We start from the raw sequence: 20,435 nt of genomic DNA on the forward strand, positions 1-20,435 counted from the left end.
GCGTCAGCCGCCGATCGCCGACATCGGGCGGTCGGGCTGCAGGAAGGACGGGTCGTCCAGCCCGGAGCCCGCCTTCTTGCCCCACATCGCCGTCTTCCAGAGTTGGGCGATCTCCTCGTCGGGTGCGTCGCCGCGCAGCGCCCCGCGCAGATCCGTCTCCTCGCGGGCGAAGAGGCAGGTGCGGACCTGGCCGTCGGCGGTGAGCCGCGTACGGTCGCAGGCGCGGCAGAACGGGCGGGTGACCGAGGCGATCACGCCGACGCGGTGCGGGCCGCCGTCGACGGTCCAGCGCTCGGCGGGGGCGGAGCCGCGGGAGGCGTCGCTCTCGGCGGTGAGGGTGAAGCGGGTGCGCAGCGAGGCGAGGATGTCCCCGGCGGTGATCATGCCGTCGCGCTTCCAGCCGTGCTGGGCGTCGAGCGGCATCTGCTCGATGAAGCGGAGCTCGTAGTCGTTGGCCACGGCCCAGGCGAGCAGCTCGGGGGCCTCGTCGTCGTTGAGTCCCGGCATCAGGACGGAGTTGACCTTCACCGGGGTGAGCCCGGCCTCACGGGCGGCCTCCAGGCCGTCCAGCACGTCCCTGTGGCGGTCACGGCGGGTGAGGGTCTTGAAGACGTCGGGGCGCAGGGTGTCCAGCGAGACGTTGACCCGGTCGAGGCCGGCGGCCTTGAGGGCGGTGGCGGTCCGCTTGAGTCCGATGCCGTTGGTGGTGAGCGACATGCGGGGGCGCGGGGTGAGCGCGGCGCACTGCTCGACGATGGAGACGAGGCCGGGGCGCAGCAGGGGCTCGCCGCCGGTGAAGCGGACCTCGGTGATGCCGAGCGAGGTGACGGCGATGCGGATCAGGCGCACGATCTCGTCGTCGGAGAGCAGCTCGCTCTTGCCGAGCCACTGGAGGCCCTCTTCGGGCATGCAGTAGGTGCAGCGCAGGTTGCACTTGTCGGTGAGTGACACGCGCAGGTCGGTGGCGACCCGGTCGTAGGTGTCGATGAGCACGGTGGATCCCTCCCCCGGGGCGGTGCGGTCGCTCTTCTGCGGCTACCGGTACTTCCGAGCCTACGTGAGACGTGTGACAACGGCGTGGCCCGTTTGCCACGAGGTGCGGCCGGGCCGCGTCGTAGGACTCTACGACGCGGCCCGGCCGCGGGTGGTGGGTGATGGGCCGAACGGGCCCGCCCGCTCCGGTGTGCTCAGTGGGCTCCGACGCCGGTGAGGGACTTGACCTCCAGTTCGGCGTACTTGTCCGTGTCGGGCTTCTCCTTGGAGATCAGCGAGCCGACCCAGCCGAGCAGGAAGCCGAGCGGGATCGAGATCAGGCCGGGGTTCTCCAGCGGGAACCAGGCGAAGTCGACGCCCGGGAACATCGAGCTCGGCTTGGAGGAGACGACCGGCGAGAACAGCACCAGCAGGACGGAGGAGGCGAGACCTCCGTAGATGGACCACAGGGCGCCCTGGGTGGTGAAACGCTTCCAGAAGAGGCTGTAGAGGATCGTCGGCAGGTTGGCGGAGGCGGCGACCGCGAAGGCCAGGGCGACGAGCCCGGCGACGTTCAGGTCGCGGGCGAGCGCGCCGAGTCCGATGGAGACGATGCCGATGGCGACGGTGGCCCAGCGCGCGGCGCGGACCTCCTCCTTCTCGGTGGCCTGTCCCTTGCGGATGACGTTGGCGTAGATGTCGTGCGCGAAGGACGAGGAGGAGGCGAGGGTGAGTCCGGCGACGACGGCCAGGATGGTGGCGAAGGCGACGGCGGAGATCACCGCGAGGAGGATGGCGCCGCCGGTGGATCCGGAGCCGCCGCCGATCTCCAGTGCGGCGAGTGGCGCCGCGGTGTTGCCCGCCTTGTTGGAGGCGACGATGTCGCCGGGCTTGAGGATCGCGGCGGCGCCGAAGCCGAGCACGATCGTCATCAGGTAGAAGGCGCCGATGATGCCGATCGCCCAGTTCACGGACTTACGGGCGGCCTTCGCGGTGGGCACCGTGTAGAAGCGGATCAGGATGTGCGGCAGGCCGGCGGTGCCGAGGACCAGGGCGATGCCGAGCGAGATGAAGTCCAGCTTCGAGATGTTGTCGACGCCGTACTTCAGGCCGGGCTCCAGGAAGGCCGCGCCCTTGCCGCTGTTGCTGGCGGCGGTGCCGAGCAGGTCGGAGATGTTGAAGTTGAACTTCAGCAGGATCAGGAAGGTGATGAGCAGGGTGCCCGCGATGAGCAGGACGGCCTTGACCATCTGCACCCAGGTGGTGCCCTTCATGCCGCCGATGGTGACGTAGAGGATCATGAGCACGCCGACCAGGGCGACGATGAGGATCTTCCCGGCGTCGCTGGTGATGCCGAGGAGCAGCGAGACGAGGACGCCCGCGCCGGCCATCTGGGCCAGCAGGTAGAAGATCGAGACGACGATCGTGGACGTACCGGCGGCGGTACGGACGGGGCGCTGGCGCATCCGGTAGGCGAGGACGTCGCCCATGGTGTAGCGGCCGGAGTTGCGCAGCGGTTCGGCGACCAGGAGCAGGGCGACGAGCCAGGCGACGAGGAAGCCGATGGAGTACAGGAAGCCGTCGTATCCGAAGAGCGCGATGGCTCCGGCGATGCCGAGGAAGGACGCGGCGGACATGTAGTCGCCGGAGACCGCGAGTCCGTTCTGGAATCCGGTGAACTGGCGGCCGCCCGCGTAGAAGTCGGCGGCGCTCTTGGTCTGGCGGCCCGCCCAGACGGTGATGAAGAGGGTCGCCACGACGAAGGCGGCGAACAGCGTGATGATCAGCGGCCGGTGTTCGCTCGCCCCCTCGGTGGCGGCGAGCTGGACGGTGGGATAGAGGGCGTGGGCGGCGCTCATGCGTCGGCCTCCATACGGGACTTGATCGCCTCGGCCTTGGGGTCGAGCTTGGTGGCGGCGTGCCGGGAGTAGAGCCAGGCGATGAGGAAGGTGGTGGCGAACTGGGCGAGTCCGAGGACGAGCGCCATGTTGATGTTGCCGACGACCTTGGTGGCCATGAATCCGCCCGCGTAATTGCAGAGCAGGACGTACAGCAGGTACCAGGTCACGAAGGCGATGGTCAGAGGGAAGGCGAAGGAGCGGTGGGAGCGGCGCAGGTCGGCGAAGTCCGGGCTCGCCTGCATCGCGATGAAGGCCTCGGTGGTGGGCTGGTGGGGTCCGGCGGGCGCGGTGCCCTCGGGCGGCGGTGCATCGGTAGCCACGGAATCTCCTCGCGACGCGGGTGCGGTGGTCTGGGGGACGGTGGGTGTCATGGGAGGCCTCGTTACCGGCGGGGACGGTGATGTACCTCCTGGACAACGGCACGGAGGGCGCGACGAAGCGGTTCACCGCGTCTTTCGCCTTCTCGTTCGCCTTCTCGGACGCGTCCTCGCGGGCCCCCCGGCCGGAAGGCGCCCGTCCACGTTCGGCCGCATCGGTCACTCTTCGAACTCACTTGCCCGGAAACGTTGATGTGCCGGGATGATCAGCGATAGCTTCACTCGTCATGTACGCGACCGAACACGCCAGGTGTCCGGTCGTTCGGCACGGATGATGTGGAGAACCCATGGCTCATCTGGCATCGAGACGGACCCGCGCACTCGCGGTGCCCGTCGGACTCGCGCTGACCGCCTCGCTCGGCTTCCTGCCGACCGCGACGGCCACGGCGGCGCCCACCGGCGAGCAGGCCGCCGCGAGCGTCCGGACCGACGGGCCGAAGCTGTCCTACGTGGTCAACACCCGGGGCGGCCACGGCACCGTCAAGAACGTCAAGAAGGCGATCGCCAAGGCCGGCGGCACCGTCGTCGTCGCCTATGAGCAGATCGGCGTCATCGTCGTCCACTCGCAGAACCCGGCCTTCGGCGAAACGATCCGCCGGGCACGCGGCGTGGAGTCGGCGGGCGCCACCCGCACCAACCCGATCGTTCCGCAGGCCACCAAGGACGTCGGCTCGATCGCGCAGCCGCTCACCGCCGAGCAGGCGGCGGCCGCCGCCGCGCAGGCGACGGCCGGCGAGGACCCGCTGGAGCCCCTCCAGTGGTCACTGCCCGCCATCAAGGCGGACAAGGCGCACCAGAAGACGCTGGGCTCGAAGAAGGTGACGGTCGCCGTCATCGACACGGGCGTCGACGACACCCACCCGGACCTGGCCCCGAACTTCGACAGCCGTGCCTCGGTCAACTGTGTGTCGGGCGCTCCGGACACCACCGCCGGCTCCTGGCGTCCGGCGGCGGGCGAGAGCGACCACGGCACCCATGTGGCGGGCACCATCGCCGCCGCGAAGAACGGCGTCGGGGTCACCGGTGTCGCCCCGGGCGTGAAGGTGTCGGGCATCAAGGTGTCGAACCCGGACGGGTTCTTCTACACCGAGGCCGTCGTCTGCGGGTTCCTCTGGGCCGCCGAGCGCGGCGTGGACGTGACCAACAACAGCTATTACACCGACCCGTGGCTGTTCAACTGCAAGAACGACCCGGACCAGGGCGCCCTGGTCGACGCGCTGACCCGTGCCGTGAAGTACGCGGAGCGCAAGGGGACGGTCAACGTCGCGGCGTCGGGCAACTCCCGCCACGACCTGGCGCTCGACGCGATCGAGGACACGACCAGCCCGAACGACACCGAGCCGGTCACCCGGACGATCGACCCGAGCGCCTGCCCGGACATCCCGACCATGCTGCCGGGTGTCGTGACGGTCTCCGCGACGGGTGCGAAGGGCCTGAAGTCCTCGTACTCGAACTACGGCAAGGGCATCATCGACGTGGCGGCCCCGGGCGGTGACTCGACGGTCTACCAGACCCCCGAGCCGCCGGCCGTCAACGGGCTGATCCTGTCGACCCTGCCGGGCGGCAAGTTCGGCTACAAGGCCGGTACGTCGATGGCGTCCCCGCATGTCGCGGGCGTCGTGGCGCTGATCAAGTCCAAGCACCCCTACGCTTCGCCGGCCGCGGTCAAGGCCCTGCTGACGCTGCAGGCGGACGCGAAGGCGTGCGGCGAGCCGTACGACATCAACGGTGACGGCGTCATCGACGCGGTCTGCGAGGGCGGCAAGAACTACAACGGCTTCTACGGGGCCGGAGTGGTGGACGCTCTGGACGCGGTGCGCTGGTAGGCACCCGGCCGAACGACGGGCGAGGGCCCGGGGAGGACGACCTCCCCGGGCCCTCGCCCGCGTCGGGGCGCCGCGGCGCGCTACGGCCTGATGAGCACCTTCAGGGCGGTCCGCTCGTCCATCTCCTTGTAGCCGACGGGCACCTCGTCCAGCCCGACGGACCGGTCGAAGACGGGCGACGGGTCGATCGTGCCGTCCAGCACGTCGGGAAGCAGCTCCGGTATGTACGTGCGTACGGGGGCGACGCCGCCGCGCAGCGCGATGTTCCGGCCGAACATCACACCGAGGTCCACGCCCGTCCCGCTGCCGTGCGGGACGCCGACGTAACCGATGGAGCCGCCGTCGCGGACGATGCCGAGGGCGGTGCGCATCGACTGCTCGGTGCCGACGGCCTCGATGACGCTGTGCGCGCCCTCGCCCCGGGTCAGCTCACGGACGGCGGCGAGGGCGGCCTCGCCGCGTTCGGCGACCACGTCGGTCGCGCCGAAGCGGCGGGCGATGTCGGTGCGCGCGGGGTGGCGGCCGAGCGCGATGACGCGCTCCGCGCCGAGCCGCTTGGCGGCGAGCACCCCGCACAGGCCGACCGCGCCGTCGCCGACCACCGCGACGGTGGAGCCCCGGGTCACGCCCGCGCCGACGGCGGCGTGGTGGCCGGTGCCCAGCACGTCGGAGAGCGCCAGCAGACCGGTGAGGAGGCGGTCGTCGGAGGCGGCCGCGGCCGGGAGCCGGACGAGGGTGCCGTCGGCGTGGGGGACGCGGACGGCCTCGCCCTGTCCGCCGTCCGACTGCGCGCCGTCGGGGCTGACCGAGCCCCAGAAGCCGCCTTCGGGGCAGGAGGTGGTGAGGCCCTCGGCGCAGTAGGTGCAGGTGCCGTCGGACCAGACGAACGGGGCGACGGCCAGATCGCCGACCGCGAAGCCGCGGACGCCGGGGCCGGCCTCCTCGACGACGCCGAGGAACTCGTGGCCGATGCGCTGTCCGGGCCGCCGGGCCGACTCGCCCCGGTAGGCCCACAGGTCGCTGCCGCAGATGCAGGCCCGCAGGACCCTCAGCACCACGTCGGTGGGCCGCTGGATCCTCGGGTCAGGCACCTCCTCCACCCGGATGTCGTGGGGGGCGTGGATGACGGTGGCGCGCATACGTTCGGGGTCCTTGCCGGTCTCAGCTGCTGGTACCCCGCTCACGGTACGCCCCCGCCGGGCTCGCCCCGAGCGCCCGGAGCGCCCCGAGGGTCAGCAGGGCCTGTGCGGCGATGTAGGTGACCATCACCCAGAAGTCGGGGGCGGGCGCCTGCGGCCAGTCGGCGATGCCGGTGGCGATGAGGGCGTCGGAGAGCAGGAAGAGCGCCCCGCCAGCCGCCGCGTACCGCCCGAGCACGCCCGCCCGCCAGGCCATGGCGGTGAGCAGCAGGCTGTAGCCGGTCAGCGGGATCCGCAGGTCCGCCGGGAGGTCCGGCCAGATCAGCACGAGGAAGACGACGAGGACGACGGCGTACCCGGCCCCGGTGACCAGCGGTGCGGGACCACGGCCTCGCCCCTCACCCCGCCCGAAGAGCGTCAGGTAGCAGACGTGGCCGACGGCGAAGGAGGCCATGCCGACGAGGAAGGCCAGGTCGTTGTCGGCGAGCAGGAAGACGTCGCCGCCCCATCCGAACAGCAGGGCCGCGACGAGCACCCGGGGTCCGCCGCGCAGTGCCGCGTACCCGGCGAGCAACGGCATCAGCAGCGGCTTGGCGACCAGGTGGACGGTCTCGGCCCCGGCGAGAAGCCCGGCCAGGTCGACGGCGGCGGCGAGGAGGAAGGCGAGCAGCACGGGCCGGGCGAAGCGCTCGGCGCGCCGGGGCTGGCGGTCACCGGTGCGGCGGGGCGGCGCGGCTGCCTGCCGGCCGCCGCCCCCGGCCGCCCGGTCCCGCCCGCTCTACTCGTGGGTCGCGACGCGCAGCGGGTTGTGGGTGGAGATGTTCTTGGTGAGTCCGTAGACGGGCCGCTCGGTCTCGGCCGCGAAGGACCCGAACATGCGGTCCCAGACGATGAGGATCCCGCCGTAGTTGCGGTCCAGGTAGCTGCCCTGCGAGGCGTGGTGGACGCGGTGGTGCGAGGGCGTGTTGAGGACGTACTCGAAGGGGCGCGGGAGCTTCCCGACGCGCTCGGTGTGCACCCAGAACTGGTAGACGAGGTTGGCCGACTGGCAGAACGCGAGCGCCGCCGGGTGCACCCCGCAGGCGATCAGCGGCAGGTAGAAGGGCCAGACGGTCGCGGAGGTCCAGGGCTGGCGCAGCGCGGTGGTGAGGTTGAACTTCCGGCTGGAGTGGTGGACCACGTGGCAGGCCCACAGGATCCGGATCACATGGTGGCCGCGGTGGGACCAGTAGTAGAAGAAGTCCTGCGCGAGGAGCATCAGCAGGACGGTCCACCACAGCACGGGCACCCGCAGCGGCGTCAGCTCGTAGACCCCCATGTAGATGGCCAGGATGGGGATCTTCCACAGCAGGTCGAAGCCCAGGCTGCCGAGGCCCATGGTGAGGCTGGTGGCGGCGTCCTTGGTCTCGTACCCGGCGGCGTCCTCGTCCGGGTGGAGGCGGTAGCTGACCATCTCGATCACGGTGAGCAGGACGAAGGCCGGTATCGACCACAGCACGACATCGGGCAGGTTCGGCTCCATGCGAGCACCGTAGGGCCGCCGGGCGGCGAGGGCTAGACGTTGTTACCCACAAGTATGCGAGACCCGTTGTCAGCAGTCTTTGGCACCTTCTGCCAAGGGACCGGTCGTAGGATTTGCGAGCGCGTGTCGCCGAGGGGGAGGAACGCTCGTGTCGGGTACGGAAGTTGCGGTGTTACGGCTGGCCACGACGGTGATCGGCGCGGCCGCGAAGGCACTGCTGACCCCGAAGCCCGGCGCGCGCCTGGTCCCGTCCCCGGTCCGCCCCCTCCCCCGCCCCGCGAAGCCGGACCGGCTGGCCGAGGTGCTCGCGGGGCGGATGGCCGACTCCTTCGCCGACCTGCCCGAGCACGAGCGGCTGGCCGCGGTCGCCTCCGTACAGGACACGTTCGCGGCGGCGGGCGAACCGGACGCCGGGCGGCTGTTCGCGCTGGACCTGGATCCGGACCGGCTGAGCGCCGAGCTGTCGGCCCCCGCCGCCGGGCTCTCGGAGCGGGCCGTGGACCTGTACGAGGACCTGCTCGGCGACTGCTGCGCTCACCTGGTGGAACAGCTCACGGCCCATCCGTCGTTCGCGGCGCGGGCGGCGGTGGAGCAGGTCCGCGCGACGGGCCGGACGCGGGAGCTGGTGGAGGACGTCCGGGCCCGGGTCGGTCCGCGCCCGGACGCGGCGGATCTGGACTTCGAGCGGCGGTACGCGGAGTTCATGGCGACGGCCAACAGCCGGATGGGCCTGTTCGGGCTGACGCTCGGCCGGTCGGCGAGCGAATGGCCGCTGGAGACGGCCTACATCAGTCTCTCGGTGAGCGGTTACGAGGCGGCCGGCCCGCCCGGTCTCGGCGGGCCGGTCCGGACATCGGTCAGCGGTTACGAGGGCAGCCACGCGCACGGACCGGACGAGCCGGTACGGACCACGGCCAGGATCGAGGAGGCGCTCGGCGAGCGGACCCGGCTGCTGCTGCGCGGCCCGGCCGGTTCGGGCAAGACCACGCTGGTGCAGTGGCTGGCGTTGAACGCCGCGCGGCGGACGTTCGGCACCGAGCTGGCGGACTGGAACCGGTGCGTCCCGTTCGTCCTGCGCCTGCGGGCCTTCACCGCCCGCGACGCGCTGCCCGCCCCGGCGGACTTCCTGCGCGCGGCCGGCGTACCGCTGCACGGCTCGGCCCCGGACGGCTGGGCGGACCGGCTGATGCTGGAGGGCCGGGCGCTGGTCCTGGTGGACGGTGTCGACGAGGTGCCGGACCGGCTGCGCAGGCGCACGGAGCGCTGGCTGAAGGACCTGATCACCGCCTATCCCCGGGCCAGGTACGTGGTGACGACCCGTCCTTCGGCGGTCCCGGAGAGCTGGCTGTCCGGCTCCGGCTTCGAACCGCACACGCTGCTGGCCATGCGCCGCGACGACATCCACGCCTTCATCGGCCACTGGCACCGGGCGGCCCGCTCCGAGTGCCGGTCGGACGAGGAACGCGCCGAGCTGGAGACGTACGAGAGCGCGCTCCGCCGGGCGGTCGGAACCCGCCGGGACCTGGCGCGGCTGGCGACGAATCCGCTGATGTGCGCGCTGCTCTGCGCGCTGAACCGGGACCGCCGGATGCAACTGCCGCGAGCGCGCAAGGAGCTGTACGACGCGGCGCTGGACATGCTGCTGGTGCGGCGCGACAACGAGCGCGAGGTCTCCGGCGTGGAAGGCGTCGACCTGACCCGCGAGGAGCAGACCACACTGCTGCAGCGTCTCGCGTACTGGCTGATCCGCAACGACCTCGTGCAGGCCGCGCAGGACGAGGCGGTGTCGCTGATCGCCGACTGGCTGCGCTCCATGTCCCAGGTCCGGGGCACGCCCGAGCAGGTCTTCACCCATCTGCTCAACCGCAGCGGTCTGCTCCGCGAGCCCGTGCCCGGTGCGGTGGACTTCGTGCACCGCACCTTCCAGGACTACCTCGGCGCCAAGGCGGCGGTGGAGGTACGCGACTTCGGCGTGCTGGTCCGCCACGCGCACGAGGACCGGTGGGACGACGTGGTCCAGATGGCGGTGGGCCACGCGCGGCCCGACGAACGCGCCGCCCTGCTCACCTCGTTCCTGGAACGGGCCGACGCGGAGCCCGGCCACGAGCACCGGCTGATCCTGCTGGCGGCGGCGAGCCTGGGCCACGCGCCGGAGCTGGATCCGTCGGTGCGGGAGGCGGTGGAGGCGCGGACGGAACGGCTGCTTCCGCCGGACAGCCAGGAGAGCATCGACCAGCTGGCCGAGGTCGGCGACCTGGCGCTGGAGCTGCTGTCGTCGATGCTGGACGGCCTGAGCGAGCGCGAGGCGGCGTCGGTCGTGCGGACGGCGGCCGCGGTGGGCGGCGAGACCGCCTACGAACTGGTCCGGCAGTTCCGGGACGACGAGCGGAGCCTGATCACGTACGAGGTCTCCATGGCCTGGGAGCGGTTCGACCCGGAGCGCTACGCACGCGAGGTGCTGGCGGGCCCCTGCTGGGAGGACACCTACGTCTATGTGAAGTCCGACCGCCATCTGTCGGCGCTGAAGCACGTACCGCGGGCGCACAGTGTGAATCTGTCGGGCGACCGCCACGATCTGTCGCCGGTGACGTCTCGCACCGATGTGCGGCGCGTGTTCGTCTGGCACAACGCGCGGCTCATCGGGGTGCGTCAGCTCGCCGCCATGCCCGGACTGCGCGAGCTCGGTCTGAGCAACTGTCCGCGGATCCGGACCATCGAGCCGCTCGCCCGCACCGGACTGGAATGGCTCTCCCTCGTCCAGCTCCATCCGGAACTCGACCCCGCCCCGCTCGCCGACCTGCCCGCCCTCCGCTATCTGGCGCTGGGTCACCCCTTCCTCATGGAGAGCGTCGGTGAACTGCCGGCGTGCCCGCAGGTGACCCGGCTCGACCTGCTGGCGGAGTCCCGGTATCTCGACCTGGAGGGCCTGGAGGACTGGACGGGCCTGCGGGATCTGACGCTGTACGGCGGAACTCAGTTCCGGCAGCTCGTCCGGACGCCCGCCCTGCACGGCCTGCGGGACCTGGGGCTCATCCGGATTCCGGCGCTCGACCTGAACCTGACGGCGCCTCTGACCGGGCTGCGGGTGCTGACGCTGGCCGAGTGCGCCCTGACATCCGGGCTCGCCCCGCTCGCGGAGCTGCCCTCGCTGACGACCCTGCGCCTGTCCGGGAAGGCCGAGTGCTACGACCTCGCGCCGCTCGCCGCCTCCGAGCACCTGACCGTCCACCTGGCCCACGACACCCCCGTCACCGGCGCCGAACTCCTCCCGCCGGAACGGATCGTCCGCCTCCCCTGACCGCCTGGTCCCCCGACCGTGGCGGCCGAATAGGGGACTGTCAGTCATGGCCCGTATTCTCTGTGACCATGCTCGACGACCGCCAGACAGCCGCACCGTGGCCGACCGCCTACCCCCAGGGGTACGCGGTCGTCGACGTGGAGACCACCGGCCTCGCCCGCGACGACCGGATCATCTCCGCCGCCGTCTACCGGCTGGACGCCCTGGGCAACGTCGAGGACCACTGGTACACGCTGGTCAACCCGGAGCGGGACCCCGGTCCCGTCTGGATCCACGGGCTGACGAGTGACGTGCTCGAAGGGGCGCCGCTCTTTCCCGAGGTGGCCGAGGAGTTGTCCGCGCGGCTCGCGGACCGGGTGCTCGTGGCGCACAACGCGGCGTTCGACTGGTCGATGATCGCCCGGGAGTACGCACGGGCCTCGGTGATCGCCCCGGTCGAGCACCGGCTGTGCACCATCGCGCTCGCCAAGGAGCTGCGGCTGCCGCTGCCCAACCACAAGCTGGCCACCCTCGCCGCGCACTTCGGGGTCGTCCAGCAGCAGGCCCACCACGCCCTGGACGACGCCCGGGTGCTGGCCGAGGCGTTCCGGCCGAGTCTGCACGCGGCGGCCAGGGGCGGGGTGCGGCTGCCGTTGCTGGAGTGCCGTCCGCTGACCGAGTGGTCGGACTCCCCCGTCGCCCCGCGCGTCGGGTATCAGCCCTCGCGGCAGAACAGCTGGCGGCCCTCGCGCAAGCGGCCGGCCTGCCCGTATCCCAATCCGGGGCGGTACGAGAAGGAGAAGCCGCTCCAGCAGGGGATGCGGGTGGCCTTCTCCGGGGACACCTCGATCGACCGGGAGCTGCTGGAGGACCGGGCGATCGAGGCCGGGCTCCATGTGGCGACCAGCGTGTCGCGGCTGACCAGTCTGCTGGTGACCAACGACCCGGACGCGGCCACGTCCAAGACGCAGAAGGCCAGGTCGTTCGGCACGCCGATCCTGGAGGAGAGCGCCTTCACCCATCTGCTGCGCGATGTGGCCCCCGCCGACGGGGCCGTCCTGCCGCAGCAGGCGCCGCCGCCGTCATCGGAGTGAACCGGGCACGACTCGCCCGGCGGCCGCTCGCCCCCTGACCACCGGGCGTCCCACCCTGTGGCGCATGGCACGTTGCGAGGTTTGCGGAAACGACTACGGCATGTCCTTCGAGGTGCACGCACAGGGTGCGGTGCACGTCTTCGACTGCTTCTCCTGCGCCATCCACCGCATGGCGCCGATCTGCGAGCACTGCCGGGTCCAGGTGATCGGGCAGGGTGTCGAGGTCGACGGGCACTGGTACTGCGGCGCCCACTGCGCCCGCGCCGAGGGGAAGGCGGGCATCGTGGACAAAGTGTGAGGAAGCGTCTCATTGCCGGATCGCTCCGGCAGCACCCCTGAGTGCCGCACCCCATGACCCCGGTTGTACGGTCATGGGGTGTACCGCTTCCTGTTGACCCGGCAGTGGGTGATCCTCACCCTGCTCGGCCTCGTCCTGATCCCGACGATGATCGAGCTGGGTTTCTGGCAGTTCCACCGGCACGAACACCGGGTCGAGCAGAACAGCCTGATCTCGCGGAACCTCGCCGCGCGGCCGGTCCCGGTCACCGAACTCACCTCGCCCGGGCACACCGTCCCGCGCTCGGACTACTGGCGGACGGTCACCGCGACGGGCACGTTCGACACCGAGCACGAGGTGGTCGTCCGCCGCCGGACCTCGGACGACGACCGCATCGGCGTCCATGTGCTGACCCCGCTGGACCTCAAGGACGGCGGCACCGTCCTGGTCAACCGGGGCTGGGTGCCGGCCGCGCCGAACCAGACCGCCTTCCCCGACGTGCCGCCCGCGCCCCGCGGCGAAGTGACCGTCACCGGCCGCCTCAAGGCGGACGAGACGACCGGCAGCAGCGGCATCAAGGACCTGGCGGGACTGCCGGACCGGCAGGTGATGCTGATCAACAGCGACCAGCAGTCGCAGCTGCTGTCCCGGACGGTTCTCGGCGGCTACATCGAGCAGACCGAGCCCGCCCCTTCCGGTGATCTGCCCGAGCAGATCGCCCGCCCCGACGACAGCTCGATCGGCCCGCACATGGCCTACGCCGTCCAGTGGTGGCTGTTCGTCGCCGCGGTCCCGGTCGGCTGGATCATTCTCGTACGCCGTGAGAAGCGCGACCGTGAGCAGGCCGCGGCCGAGAACGCGACGGCCGAGGCCGCCGAGCAGCCGGAGCCGGCGAGCGCCTGAGGCCGGCGGCACACCATCGGGCTGGTTGACATCGGCCCGGTTCGGGAAAACGCCAGGCGTGACCCCACGCATCGAGGACTACGCCCTGATCGGCGATCTCCAGACCGCCGCGCTCGTCGGCAGGAACGGTTCGGTGGACTGGCTCTGCCTGCCCCGCTTCGATTCCGGCGCCTGCTTCGCCGCCCTGCTCGGCACCGAGGAGAACGGCCACTGGCGCATCGCGCCCCAGGGCGCCGGCGCCTCCGACACCTGCACCCGGCGCGGCTATGTGCCCGACTCCCTGGTCCTGGAGACGTACTGGGAGACGCGGACCGGCACGGTGAAGGTCATCGACTTCATGCCCCAGCGCGACAGGTCGCCGGACCTGATGCGGATCGTCGAGGGCGTCAGCGGCAGCGTCGACATGCGTTCGGTGCTGCGGCTGCGCTTCGACTTCGGTTCGGTGGTGCCCTGGGTGCGGCGTTCGCACGGTCACCGGGTGGCGGTCGCGGGCCCCGACTCCGTATGGCTGCGCAGCGAGCCGCCGGTCAAGACGTGGGGCCAGCAGTTCAGCACCTGCTCCTCGTTCACCGTGGCCGAGGGCGACAGCGTGGCGTTCGTGCTGACCTGGCACCCCTCGCACTCGCCGCGCCCGAAGCTGATCGACCCGCACAAGGCGCTGAAGCACACGCTGCACGACTGGGCGAAGTGGACCGCGCGGTGCACGTACGAGGGGCCGTACCGCGACGCCGTGCTGCGCTCGCTGATCACCCTGAAGGCGCTGACGTACGCCCCGACGGGCGGCATCGTGGCGGCCCCGACCACCTCGCTGCCGGAGGAGATCGGCGGCGTACGGAACTGGGACTACCGCTTCTGCTGGCTGCGGGACGCCACGCTGACCCTCGGGGCGATGGTCTCGGCCGGCTATCTGGAGGAGGCGGCGGCGTGGCGGGACTGGCTGCTGCGGGCCGTCGCCGGTGACCCGGCCGATCTGCAGATCATGTACGGGCTGGCGGGCGAGCGCCGGCTGCCCGAGGCGGAGCTGCCCTGGCTCACCGGGTACGAGCACTCCCGGCCGGTGCGCACCGGCAACGCGGCCGTCCGGCAGCGGCAGCTCGATGTGTACGGCGAGGTCATCGACGCGCTCCGGCTCGCCCGGGTCGCCGGTCTCGACGACAAGCCGCACGCCTGGAACCTCCAGCTCAGCCTGCTCGGCTTCCTGGAGTCGACCTGGCGGGAGCCGGACGAGGGGCTGTGGGAGATCCGCGGCGCCCGGCGGCACTTCGTGCACTCCAAGGTGATGGCCTGGGTCGCGGCCGACCGGGCGGTGCGCTCGCTGGAGGAGAACCCGGAGCTGCCCGGCGACGCGGACCGCTGGCGGGCGATGCGGGACGCGGTGCACGCCGAGGTCTGCGAGAAGGGGTACGACCCCGAGCGGAACACCTTCACCCAGTCCTACGGGTCACGGGAGCTGGACGCCTCGACGCTGCTGATCGTGCGGACCGGGTTCCTGCCGCCGGACGATCCCCGGGTGATCGGCACGGTCGACGCGGTCCGCGACGAGCTGGGCAGCGACGGTCTGGTCCGCCGCTACAGCACCGACGGCGGTTCGGTGGACGGTCTGCCGGGCGACGAGGGGGCGTTCCTCGCCTGCTCGTTCTGGCTGGTCGACGCGTTGCGGCGGATCGGCAGGCCGGACGAGGCGCGGGCCCTGTTCGAACGGCTGCTGGAGCTCCGCAGCGACCTGGGGCTGCTGGCCGAGGAGTACGACGTCGCGGCGGGGCGGCAGCTGGGCAACTACCCCCAGGCCTTCAGCCATATCGGACTGGTGAACTCCGCTGTCGACCTGGCCGGGGAGGACCCGGCAGGATAGGGCCATGGATCTTGGACTGAAGGACCGCGTCTACATCGTCACCGGAGCGACCCGGGGCCTCGGCAACGCCACGGCCCGCGCCCTGGCCGCCGACGGCGCGAAAGTGATCATCACCGGCCGGGACGAGAAGGCCGTGACGGAGGCCGCCGCCGAGCTGGGCCCGGACGCGCTCGGGGTCGCCGCGGACAACGCCGACCCGGGGGCCGCCCAGCGTCTGGTGGACACCGCGCGGGAACGCTTCGGGCGGCTCGACGGCATCCTCATCAGCGTCGGCGGGCCGCCCCCGGGCTTCGTCGCGGACAACACGGACGACCAGTGGCAGACGGCGTTCGAGTCGGTGTTCCTGGGAGCGGTACGGCTCGCCCGGACGACGGCGGCCGCGCTCGGCGAGGGCGGGGCGATCGGCTTCGTGCTCTCCGGGTCGGTGCACGAGCCGATCGCGGGGCTGACCATCTCCAACGGGCTGCGTCCCGGTCTCGCCGGTTTCGCCAAGTCGCTGGCCGACGAGCTGGGCCCGCGCGGTATCCGGGTGGTGGGCGTGCTGCCCGCCCGGATCGACACCGACCGGGTCCGTGAGCTGGACGCCCTGTCCGGCGACGCGGAGGCCGCCCGCACCGCCAACGAGGCGCGGATCCCGCTGCGGCGCTACGGGACGCCCGAGGAGTTCGGCAGGACCGCGGCCTTCCTGCTCTCCCCCGCCGCTTCCTATCTGACGGGGATCATGGTCCCGGTCGACGGGGGGTTCCGGAGCGGCTTCTGAGCCCGCGCTCCCGACCGTACGCCCACGGGCCGTCAGGACACCCGCTCCGCGCGGTGCTTGACGGCCTTGAGGCGTACCTCGGCCGGAAGCGTCTCCAGACCGGCCGATTCCCTGGCGTGCGCCAGCGCCCCGTCGCCGATCGCGGTCAGCGTTCCGAGCGGCGCGGCGTGCGGCTCCATCAGCAGCCGGAGCCGGGCCCGGGGCGCGGTGCGGCGGCCCGTCAGCATCGCCTGGGCGCGGGCCACCCCGTCCAGGTCGCCCGCCTCCGCGGCGAGCACGCCCTCCAGGGCGCGGCCCCGCAGCTGTGCGCCTTCGCCGTCGCCGCTGTCGACCAGCACGTCGGCGAGCCGGCCGCGGCGGAGCTGGGCGAGGAACCACCACAGGGCGAGGATCACCAGGACGGCGAGGACCGCGATCACGGTCGGCCACCACCAGCCGTCGTCGCGCCAGCGGTGCCGGTCGGCCACGCTGAGCAGGACGTCGTTCTTTCCGTCCCAGGGCCACCAGGACGGTACGGACGCGCCGAGGCCGGCGGCGAACACGGCTCCGCCGACCACGACCAGCACCAGTCCGGCCAGGGCCAGCAGGACCCGGTTGACGGTGGAGCGCATGCGGCTCATCCCTTCTTCGCCGGTCGGTGCACCTGGACGGAGAGGGCGGGCGGTTTCGCCAGACCCAGTTCCCGGACGGCCTTCTCCAGTACGTCGTCCAGGTCGGTGCGTACGTCGTCGAGTTCCCGGAAGTGCGAGAGGGCCCGCACCTTCGCCTTCCGCCGTCCCATGCGGACGCGTACGGACTGCACGCCGGACACCTCCACGGCCCGGTCCCGCAGGACCAGTGCGGCGGCGGTACGGTCGAGCCCGGCCCGGATGTCGGCGCGGTCGCGGCGCATCGGCAGCAGGTCGCGCAGTCCGGGGGTGAGGGCCAGCAGGATCAGCCAGAGGCCGATCAACGCCGCGACGGCCGCACCGATCAGCACCGCGACATCGTCCAGCTGCCGTTCGGCGAGGCCGTCGGCGAGCGAGCGACGCCACTGCATGGCCGGACGGTCGGCCCGTACGGCGGCGATGTCGTAGAGCAGCAGTCCGGCCGCGCCCAGGAGCACCAGGGCCAGCAGGGCGGCCGGAACCCGGCGCGCGGACCAGAAGCGGCCGGCCCGTCCGTCGCCCTGTTCCAGGGTGGGGACCGGTGCGCGGGCGTCGGCCGACGTGTCCGGGACCGGGGTCGGCGTCTCGCCGTCGCCCGGTGCCACGGTGGGCATCCGCCGGGTGGAGCCGGTCGGTTCACCGGGTTCGGTCATCGGATCCTCCCCTGTGCGGCGGCGCTCGTTCCGGCGGGGTGCAGCCGTTCGACCTGTACGGCCACCTCGGGCACCTCCATGCCGGCGAGCGCCTTGACGCGCTGGGCGACCCGGCTGCGCACGGCGCCGCACTGACGGCCGATGTCACAGGGGTAGCCGAGCTCCAGGACGACCCGGACCCGGGCGGCGTCGCGGTGCACGGTGACCGTGGCTCGCGGCGACGCCCCGTCCTCGGGCGGATCGGTGACCGCTTCCTTCGCCGCCTGGGCGGCGATCTTGGCGACGACGCGGTCGGCGATCCGGGTCTCGCCCCGTTCCGCGGCGGCGACCCGGCCGGTCACCGCCGTCACCGTCGCCGGTCGCCGCGCTCGCGACTCCGGAAGAAGTCGCCGGGCTCCAGGTCACCGTCCAGGAAGCGGCCGGCGATGAAGCCGATCGCGCCCAGGGCGGCCACCAGTACGAAGGCTCCGAACCCGCCGAAATATCCGGCGAACCCGAGCGCCATGCCGGCCAACAGACCGGCGACAGCCATGCTCATCGTGTTCTCTCCTCAACTGCCGTGCGACGGAGCGGCGAAAGGGCTACTGGACCCGCTGGGAGGGCTCGTCCTCGTCGTCATCCTCGTCCGGCAGCTTGACGTCGCTGACGGCGATGTTGACTTCGACGACTTCGAGACCGGTCATGCGTTCCACCTCGGCGACGACGTTCCCGCGGACGTCGCGGGCCACATCGGCGATGGACACGCCGTAGTCGACGACGATCTCCAGGTCGAGGGCCGCCTGGGACTCGCCGACCTCCGCCTTCACACCGCGGGTGACGGACTTGCCGCCGCCGGGGACCCGGTCACGGACGGCGCCGAAGGTCCGCGACAGGCCGCTGCCCATCGCGTGAACGCCGACCACGTCGCGGGCCGCCATTCCGGCGATCTTCTCGACAACGCCGTCGGCGATGGTGGTACGGCCCCGGGTGCCCGGGTCGCCGCCGCCGCGCTTGTTCAGCGGAGATGTGCCGCCCGAACCGCTGTCGGGGTTGGTGCGCTGGGAGGTGTCAGTCATCGCTGCTCATCCCTTCGGGGCAGAGTTGGACTTCCTTGCCCACGTTAAGTGCGCTTTCCCCATCCCGCGCCGTGGATGCGGCAGGCTGGGGCGATGACAACGGCGCAGGGCCCGCGGAGGGCCGATGGATGGACCGCCGAGGTACGGCAGCGGCTCGGTCTGGGCAGACTGCTGCCGCTGGGCGGCCCGGCGGACGGCGCGTGGATCGCGGAGACGGCGGCCGCCTCGGTGCTGCGCGGGGCGGCGGCCCACCCCGGGACGGTGCTGGGGAAGCTGCGGATCGGCCCGACGGAGGAGGCGGTCGCCGGGAGCGGCCAGGAGGGTGCGAGGGCCCCGGGCGATCCGGCTCCGCCCCCGACTCCGCCGGGCGGGCTGCCGCCGGTGGCGCTGCGGATTCGGGCGGAGTTCTCGGCCACCCCGGACCGGCCGCTGCCGGACACCGCGGCGGCGCTGCGCGCGGCGCTCCTCACGGCCGCCGCCGCCCGGCTGGGGCTGGAGATCGCCGAGGTGGATCTGACGGTGACGGCATTGCTGGAGGGCGGTGCGCCCGATCAGGTGACGGAGCCGGGAACGGCGGCGGCCCGGGTCGCGGAGCCGGAGGGCCCGGTGGCGACGGCGGCCGCCGGGGCGCCGGGCGTCGTCTCGCTGACCCGGGCCCTGGGCAGCCCCGTGCACACCGACCGGGACCATGTGCGGGTCGAGGTGGCGACGGCCGGTGACCACCGGGCTCTCGATGTCGCCCGGTCGGTGCGCACCGCGGTGGCGGCGGCCACGGAGGCGCGGCTGCCGGTGTCGGTGCTGGTCACGGACGTGGTCAGTCGGTGATGCCCGCCAGATCGCGGAGCCGGCGGCCCTGGGCCGCCCGCTCGGCGACGCGCTGCTCCTCGTAGGTACGCGCGAGCGCGCCGCCGAGGAGTGCCTTGGTCTCGACGACGGCGTCGCGGGGGGCCGCCACCAGGGCGGCGGCGAGGTCGCGGGCCGCCGCGTCGAGCTGGTCGGCGGGGACCACGAGGTTGGCGAGGCCGGTGCGCTCGGCCTCCTCGGCGTGCACGAAGCGGCCGGTGGCGCAGATTTCGAGCGCACGGGCATACCCCACGAGGTGCACCAGGGGGTGGGTGCCCGTGAGGTCGGGAACGAGGCCGAGGCTGGTCTCGCGCATGGCGAACTGCACGTCCTCGGCGACGATCCGCAGATCGCAGGCAAGGGCGAGCTGGAAGCCGGCGCCGATGGCGTGGCCCTGGACCGTCGCGATCGACACGAGGTCGTTGCGGCGCCACCAGGTGAACGCCTCCTGGTACTCGGCGATGGTCGCGTCGAGCTCGGACTCCGGGCCACGCGCCATGTCGAGGAACGACGGCTCGCCGTCGAAACCCTCGGGCGTGAAGGCCTGCCGGTCGAGGCCCGCGGAGAAGGACTTGCCCTCGCCGCGGAGCACCACGACCCGAACGGTGCCGGGCAGCGCCCGTCCGGCCTCGGTCAACGCCCGCCACAGAGCGGGAGACTGAGCGTTGCGCTTGGCCGGGTTGGTGAGCGTCACCGTGGCGACGGCATCGTCGACGGTGAGCCGTACGCCGTCCTTGTCGAGCACAGTGTCGAGCGAGGTCATGGGGCGCCTCCGGATCGGGTGCAGTCAGCACTCAGGAACTAAGTGACTGAACAGTAACCACCCGGACGACCTTGCGGTCAGCCGGGTGGCCACCCCGAATTCCGTTGGGCCCGAATGACACCGAAACCGCGGAGGCCTCAGGCCGAAGCGGCCTTCTTGCCTCGTGTCGCGCCGCCGCGTCCTCGCAGCGTCACTCCGGACTCACTGAGCATCCGGTGGACGAATCCGTAGGAGCGGCCGGTTTCCTCGGCCAGCGCCCGGATGCTCGCACCGGAGTCGTACTTCTTCTTCAGGTCTGCCGCGAGCTTGTCACGCGCGGCGCCGGTTACCCGGCTGCCCTTCTTCAGAGTCTCGGCCACCCGTGCCTCCTCATGGGAAGTGCGCTCTGGACTCTCATGATCACCCCTCCCGCGCTTCCTGGCCACCCATTCGGCAAGGTCGGTGCGAGCGGTTTCCCGGACGAGAAGCGCGTCGACGCGATCGGAATCCCTGATTCCAGCGGGCGCACACGGGCGTACGGCCCTCACCGACCCGAGAACGGGCAGGTCAGGGCCGTACGAGGAGAGAACGCCGG

Annotated in this window: 20 protein-coding genes and 1 pseudogene; 8 read left to right on the forward strand and 13 right to left on the reverse strand. The window is 72.1% G+C overall.

The genetic code is table 11. From position 1 onward, the window contains the following. Nucleotides 1-3: 3 nt before the first annotated feature. The 3 genes from moaA to KV381_RS06915 form a co-directional block, all read right to left on the reverse strand. Nucleotides 4-993: a GTP 3',8-cyclase MoaA gene (gene moaA, locus KV381_RS06905; protein ID WP_030627344.1), complete on the reverse strand. Its 990-nt coding sequence runs from the start codon at nucleotides 991-993 to the stop codon at nucleotides 4-6. A gap of 194 nt (nucleotides 994-1,187) precedes the next feature. After that, nucleotides 1,188-2,831, reverse strand: coding sequence for a cation acetate symporter (locus tag KV381_RS06910; protein ID WP_030627347.1), 1,644 nt, complete (start codon nucleotides 2,829-2,831; stop codon nucleotides 1,188-1,190). Then, entirely contained in the window at nucleotides 2,828-3,193 is a 366-nt protein-coding gene (locus KV381_RS06915) for a DUF485 domain-containing protein (protein ID WP_030627350.1), read from the reverse strand. The genes KV381_RS06910 and KV381_RS06915 overlap by 4 nt, the downstream gene beginning before the upstream one ends. 344 nt (nucleotides 3,194-3,537) lie before the next feature. On the opposite strand from KV381_RS06915, the gene KV381_RS06920 reads away from it, so the two are divergent. After that, a complete protein-coding gene (locus KV381_RS06920) occupies nucleotides 3,538-5,076 on the forward strand; it encodes a S8 family serine peptidase (RefSeq protein WP_030088603.1) in 1,539 nt (512 codons plus the stop codon). 80 nt (nucleotides 5,077-5,156) lie between these two features. On the opposite strand, the gene KV381_RS06925 is transcribed toward KV381_RS06920, so the two are convergent. The 3 genes and pseudogenes from KV381_RS06925 to KV381_RS06935 form a co-directional block, all read right to left on the reverse strand. Further along, the gene (locus KV381_RS06925) at nucleotides 5,157-6,215 is read right to left on the reverse strand and encodes a zinc-dependent alcohol dehydrogenase family protein (protein ID WP_030627354.1); all 1,059 of its coding nucleotides are present in this window, start codon (nucleotides 6,213-6,215) and stop codon (nucleotides 5,157-5,159) included. Nucleotides 6,216-6,237: 22 nt separating this feature from the next. Beyond that, nucleotides 6,238-6,888 (reverse strand): lysoplasmalogenase, encoded by a 651-nt coding sequence (locus KV381_RS06930; protein WP_218784909.1) that lies wholly within the window; start codon nucleotides 6,886-6,888, stop codon nucleotides 6,238-6,240. After that, nucleotides 6,795-7,737, reverse strand: a pseudogene (locus KV381_RS06935) (sterol desaturase family protein). Before KV381_RS06935 ends, KV381_RS06930 begins: the two are co-directional and overlap by 94 nt. 148 nt (nucleotides 7,738-7,885) lie before the next feature. Here KV381_RS06935 and KV381_RS06940 point away from each other — a divergent pair. The 6 genes from KV381_RS06940 to KV381_RS06965 all read left to right on the forward strand — a co-directional run bounded on the left by KV381_RS06940 (nucleotide 7,886) and on the right by KV381_RS06965 (nucleotide 15,900). Continuing rightward, on the forward strand, nucleotides 7,886-11,035 hold the full coding sequence (locus tag KV381_RS06940; RefSeq protein WP_218784911.1) for an NACHT domain-containing NTPase: 3,150 nt from the start codon (nucleotides 7,886-7,888) through the stop codon (nucleotides 11,033-11,035). Between the two features lie 62 nt (nucleotides 11,036-11,097). Beyond that, nucleotides 11,098-12,108, forward strand: coding sequence for a DEDDh family exonuclease (locus KV381_RS06945; protein WP_030088613.1), 1,011 nt, complete (start codon nucleotides 11,098-11,100; stop codon nucleotides 12,106-12,108). Nucleotides 12,109-12,172: 64 nt separating this feature from the next. Beyond that, nucleotides 12,173-12,406 carry a hypothetical protein gene (locus KV381_RS06950; protein ID WP_007459448.1) on the forward strand — a complete coding sequence of 78 codons (234 nt, stop codon included), beginning with the start codon at nucleotides 12,173-12,175 and terminating at the stop codon, nucleotides 12,404-12,406. 78 nt (nucleotides 12,407-12,484) lie between these two features. Continuing rightward, nucleotides 12,485-13,288, forward strand: a complete 804-nt coding sequence (locus tag KV381_RS06955) for an SURF1 family protein (RefSeq protein ID WP_086778953.1) — start codon at nucleotides 12,485-12,487, stop codon at nucleotides 13,286-13,288. 58 nt (nucleotides 13,289-13,346) lie between these two features. After that, complete coding sequence (locus KV381_RS06960; RefSeq protein WP_086778951.1) at nucleotides 13,347-15,140, forward strand: glycoside hydrolase family 15 protein; 1,794 nt, start codon at nucleotides 13,347-13,349, stop codon at nucleotides 15,138-15,140. 4 nt (nucleotides 15,141-15,144) lie between these two features. Beyond that, entirely contained in the window at nucleotides 15,145-15,900 is a 756-nt protein-coding gene (locus KV381_RS06965) for an SDR family oxidoreductase (protein WP_030088621.1), read from the forward strand. A 32-nt stretch (nucleotides 15,901-15,932) separates the two neighbouring features. Here KV381_RS06965 and amaP read toward each other — a convergent pair whose 3' ends face one another. From amaP to KV381_RS06990, 5 genes are read right to left on the reverse strand one after another with little or no spacing between them, the layout of a single operon-like run. Next, nucleotides 15,933-16,511: an alkaline shock response membrane anchor protein AmaP gene (gene amaP, locus KV381_RS06970; protein ID WP_032786640.1), complete on the reverse strand. Its 579-nt coding sequence runs from the start codon at nucleotides 16,509-16,511 to the stop codon at nucleotides 15,933-15,935. Nucleotides 16,512-16,516: 5 nt separating this feature from the next. Continuing rightward, nucleotides 16,517-17,200: a DUF6286 domain-containing protein gene (locus KV381_RS06975; protein WP_193462386.1), complete on the reverse strand. Its 684-nt coding sequence runs from the start codon at nucleotides 17,198-17,200 to the stop codon at nucleotides 16,517-16,519. Further along, nucleotides 17,197-17,550: an Asp23/Gls24 family envelope stress response protein gene (locus KV381_RS06980; protein WP_030088627.1), complete on the reverse strand. Its 354-nt coding sequence runs from the start codon at nucleotides 17,548-17,550 to the stop codon at nucleotides 17,197-17,199. The genes KV381_RS06975 and KV381_RS06980 overlap by 4 nt, the downstream gene beginning before the upstream one ends. After that, on the reverse strand, nucleotides 17,547-17,738 hold the full coding sequence (locus tag KV381_RS06985; RefSeq protein WP_006123598.1) for a hypothetical protein: 192 nt from the start codon (nucleotides 17,736-17,738) through the stop codon (nucleotides 17,547-17,549). Before KV381_RS06985 ends, KV381_RS06980 begins: the two co-directional genes overlap by 4 nt. 43 nt (nucleotides 17,739-17,781) lie before the next feature. Beyond that, nucleotides 17,782-18,255: an Asp23/Gls24 family envelope stress response protein gene (locus KV381_RS06990; protein WP_030088629.1), complete on the reverse strand. Its 474-nt coding sequence runs from the start codon at nucleotides 18,253-18,255 to the stop codon at nucleotides 17,782-17,784. A gap of 93 nt (nucleotides 18,256-18,348) precedes the next feature. Between KV381_RS06990 and KV381_RS06995 the strand changes: the two genes are divergently transcribed. Further along, entirely contained in the window at nucleotides 18,349-19,080 is a 732-nt protein-coding gene (locus tag KV381_RS06995; protein WP_030088631.1) for a hypothetical protein, read from the forward strand. Here KV381_RS06995 and KV381_RS07000 read toward each other — a convergent pair. Both KV381_RS07000 and KV381_RS07005 read right to left on the reverse strand, forming a co-directional pair. Next, entirely contained in the window at nucleotides 19,070-19,861 is a 792-nt protein-coding gene (locus KV381_RS07000; RefSeq protein ID WP_218784913.1) for an enoyl-CoA hydratase/isomerase family protein, read from the reverse strand. The two genes, KV381_RS06995 and KV381_RS07000, sit on opposite strands and share 11 nt — an antisense overlap. Nucleotides 19,862-19,998: 137 nt before the next feature. Continuing rightward, nucleotides 19,999-20,220, reverse strand: coding sequence for a helix-turn-helix domain-containing protein (locus KV381_RS07005; protein WP_006123601.1), 222 nt, complete (start codon nucleotides 20,218-20,220; stop codon nucleotides 19,999-20,001). Between the last annotated feature and the right edge of the window lie 215 nt (nucleotides 20,221-20,435).

This window comes from Streptomyces sp. WY228, from assembly GCF_019287315.1.
Taxonomy (GTDB): Bacteria; Actinomycetota; Actinomycetes; order Streptomycetales; family Streptomycetaceae; genus Streptomyces; species Streptomyces caviscabies.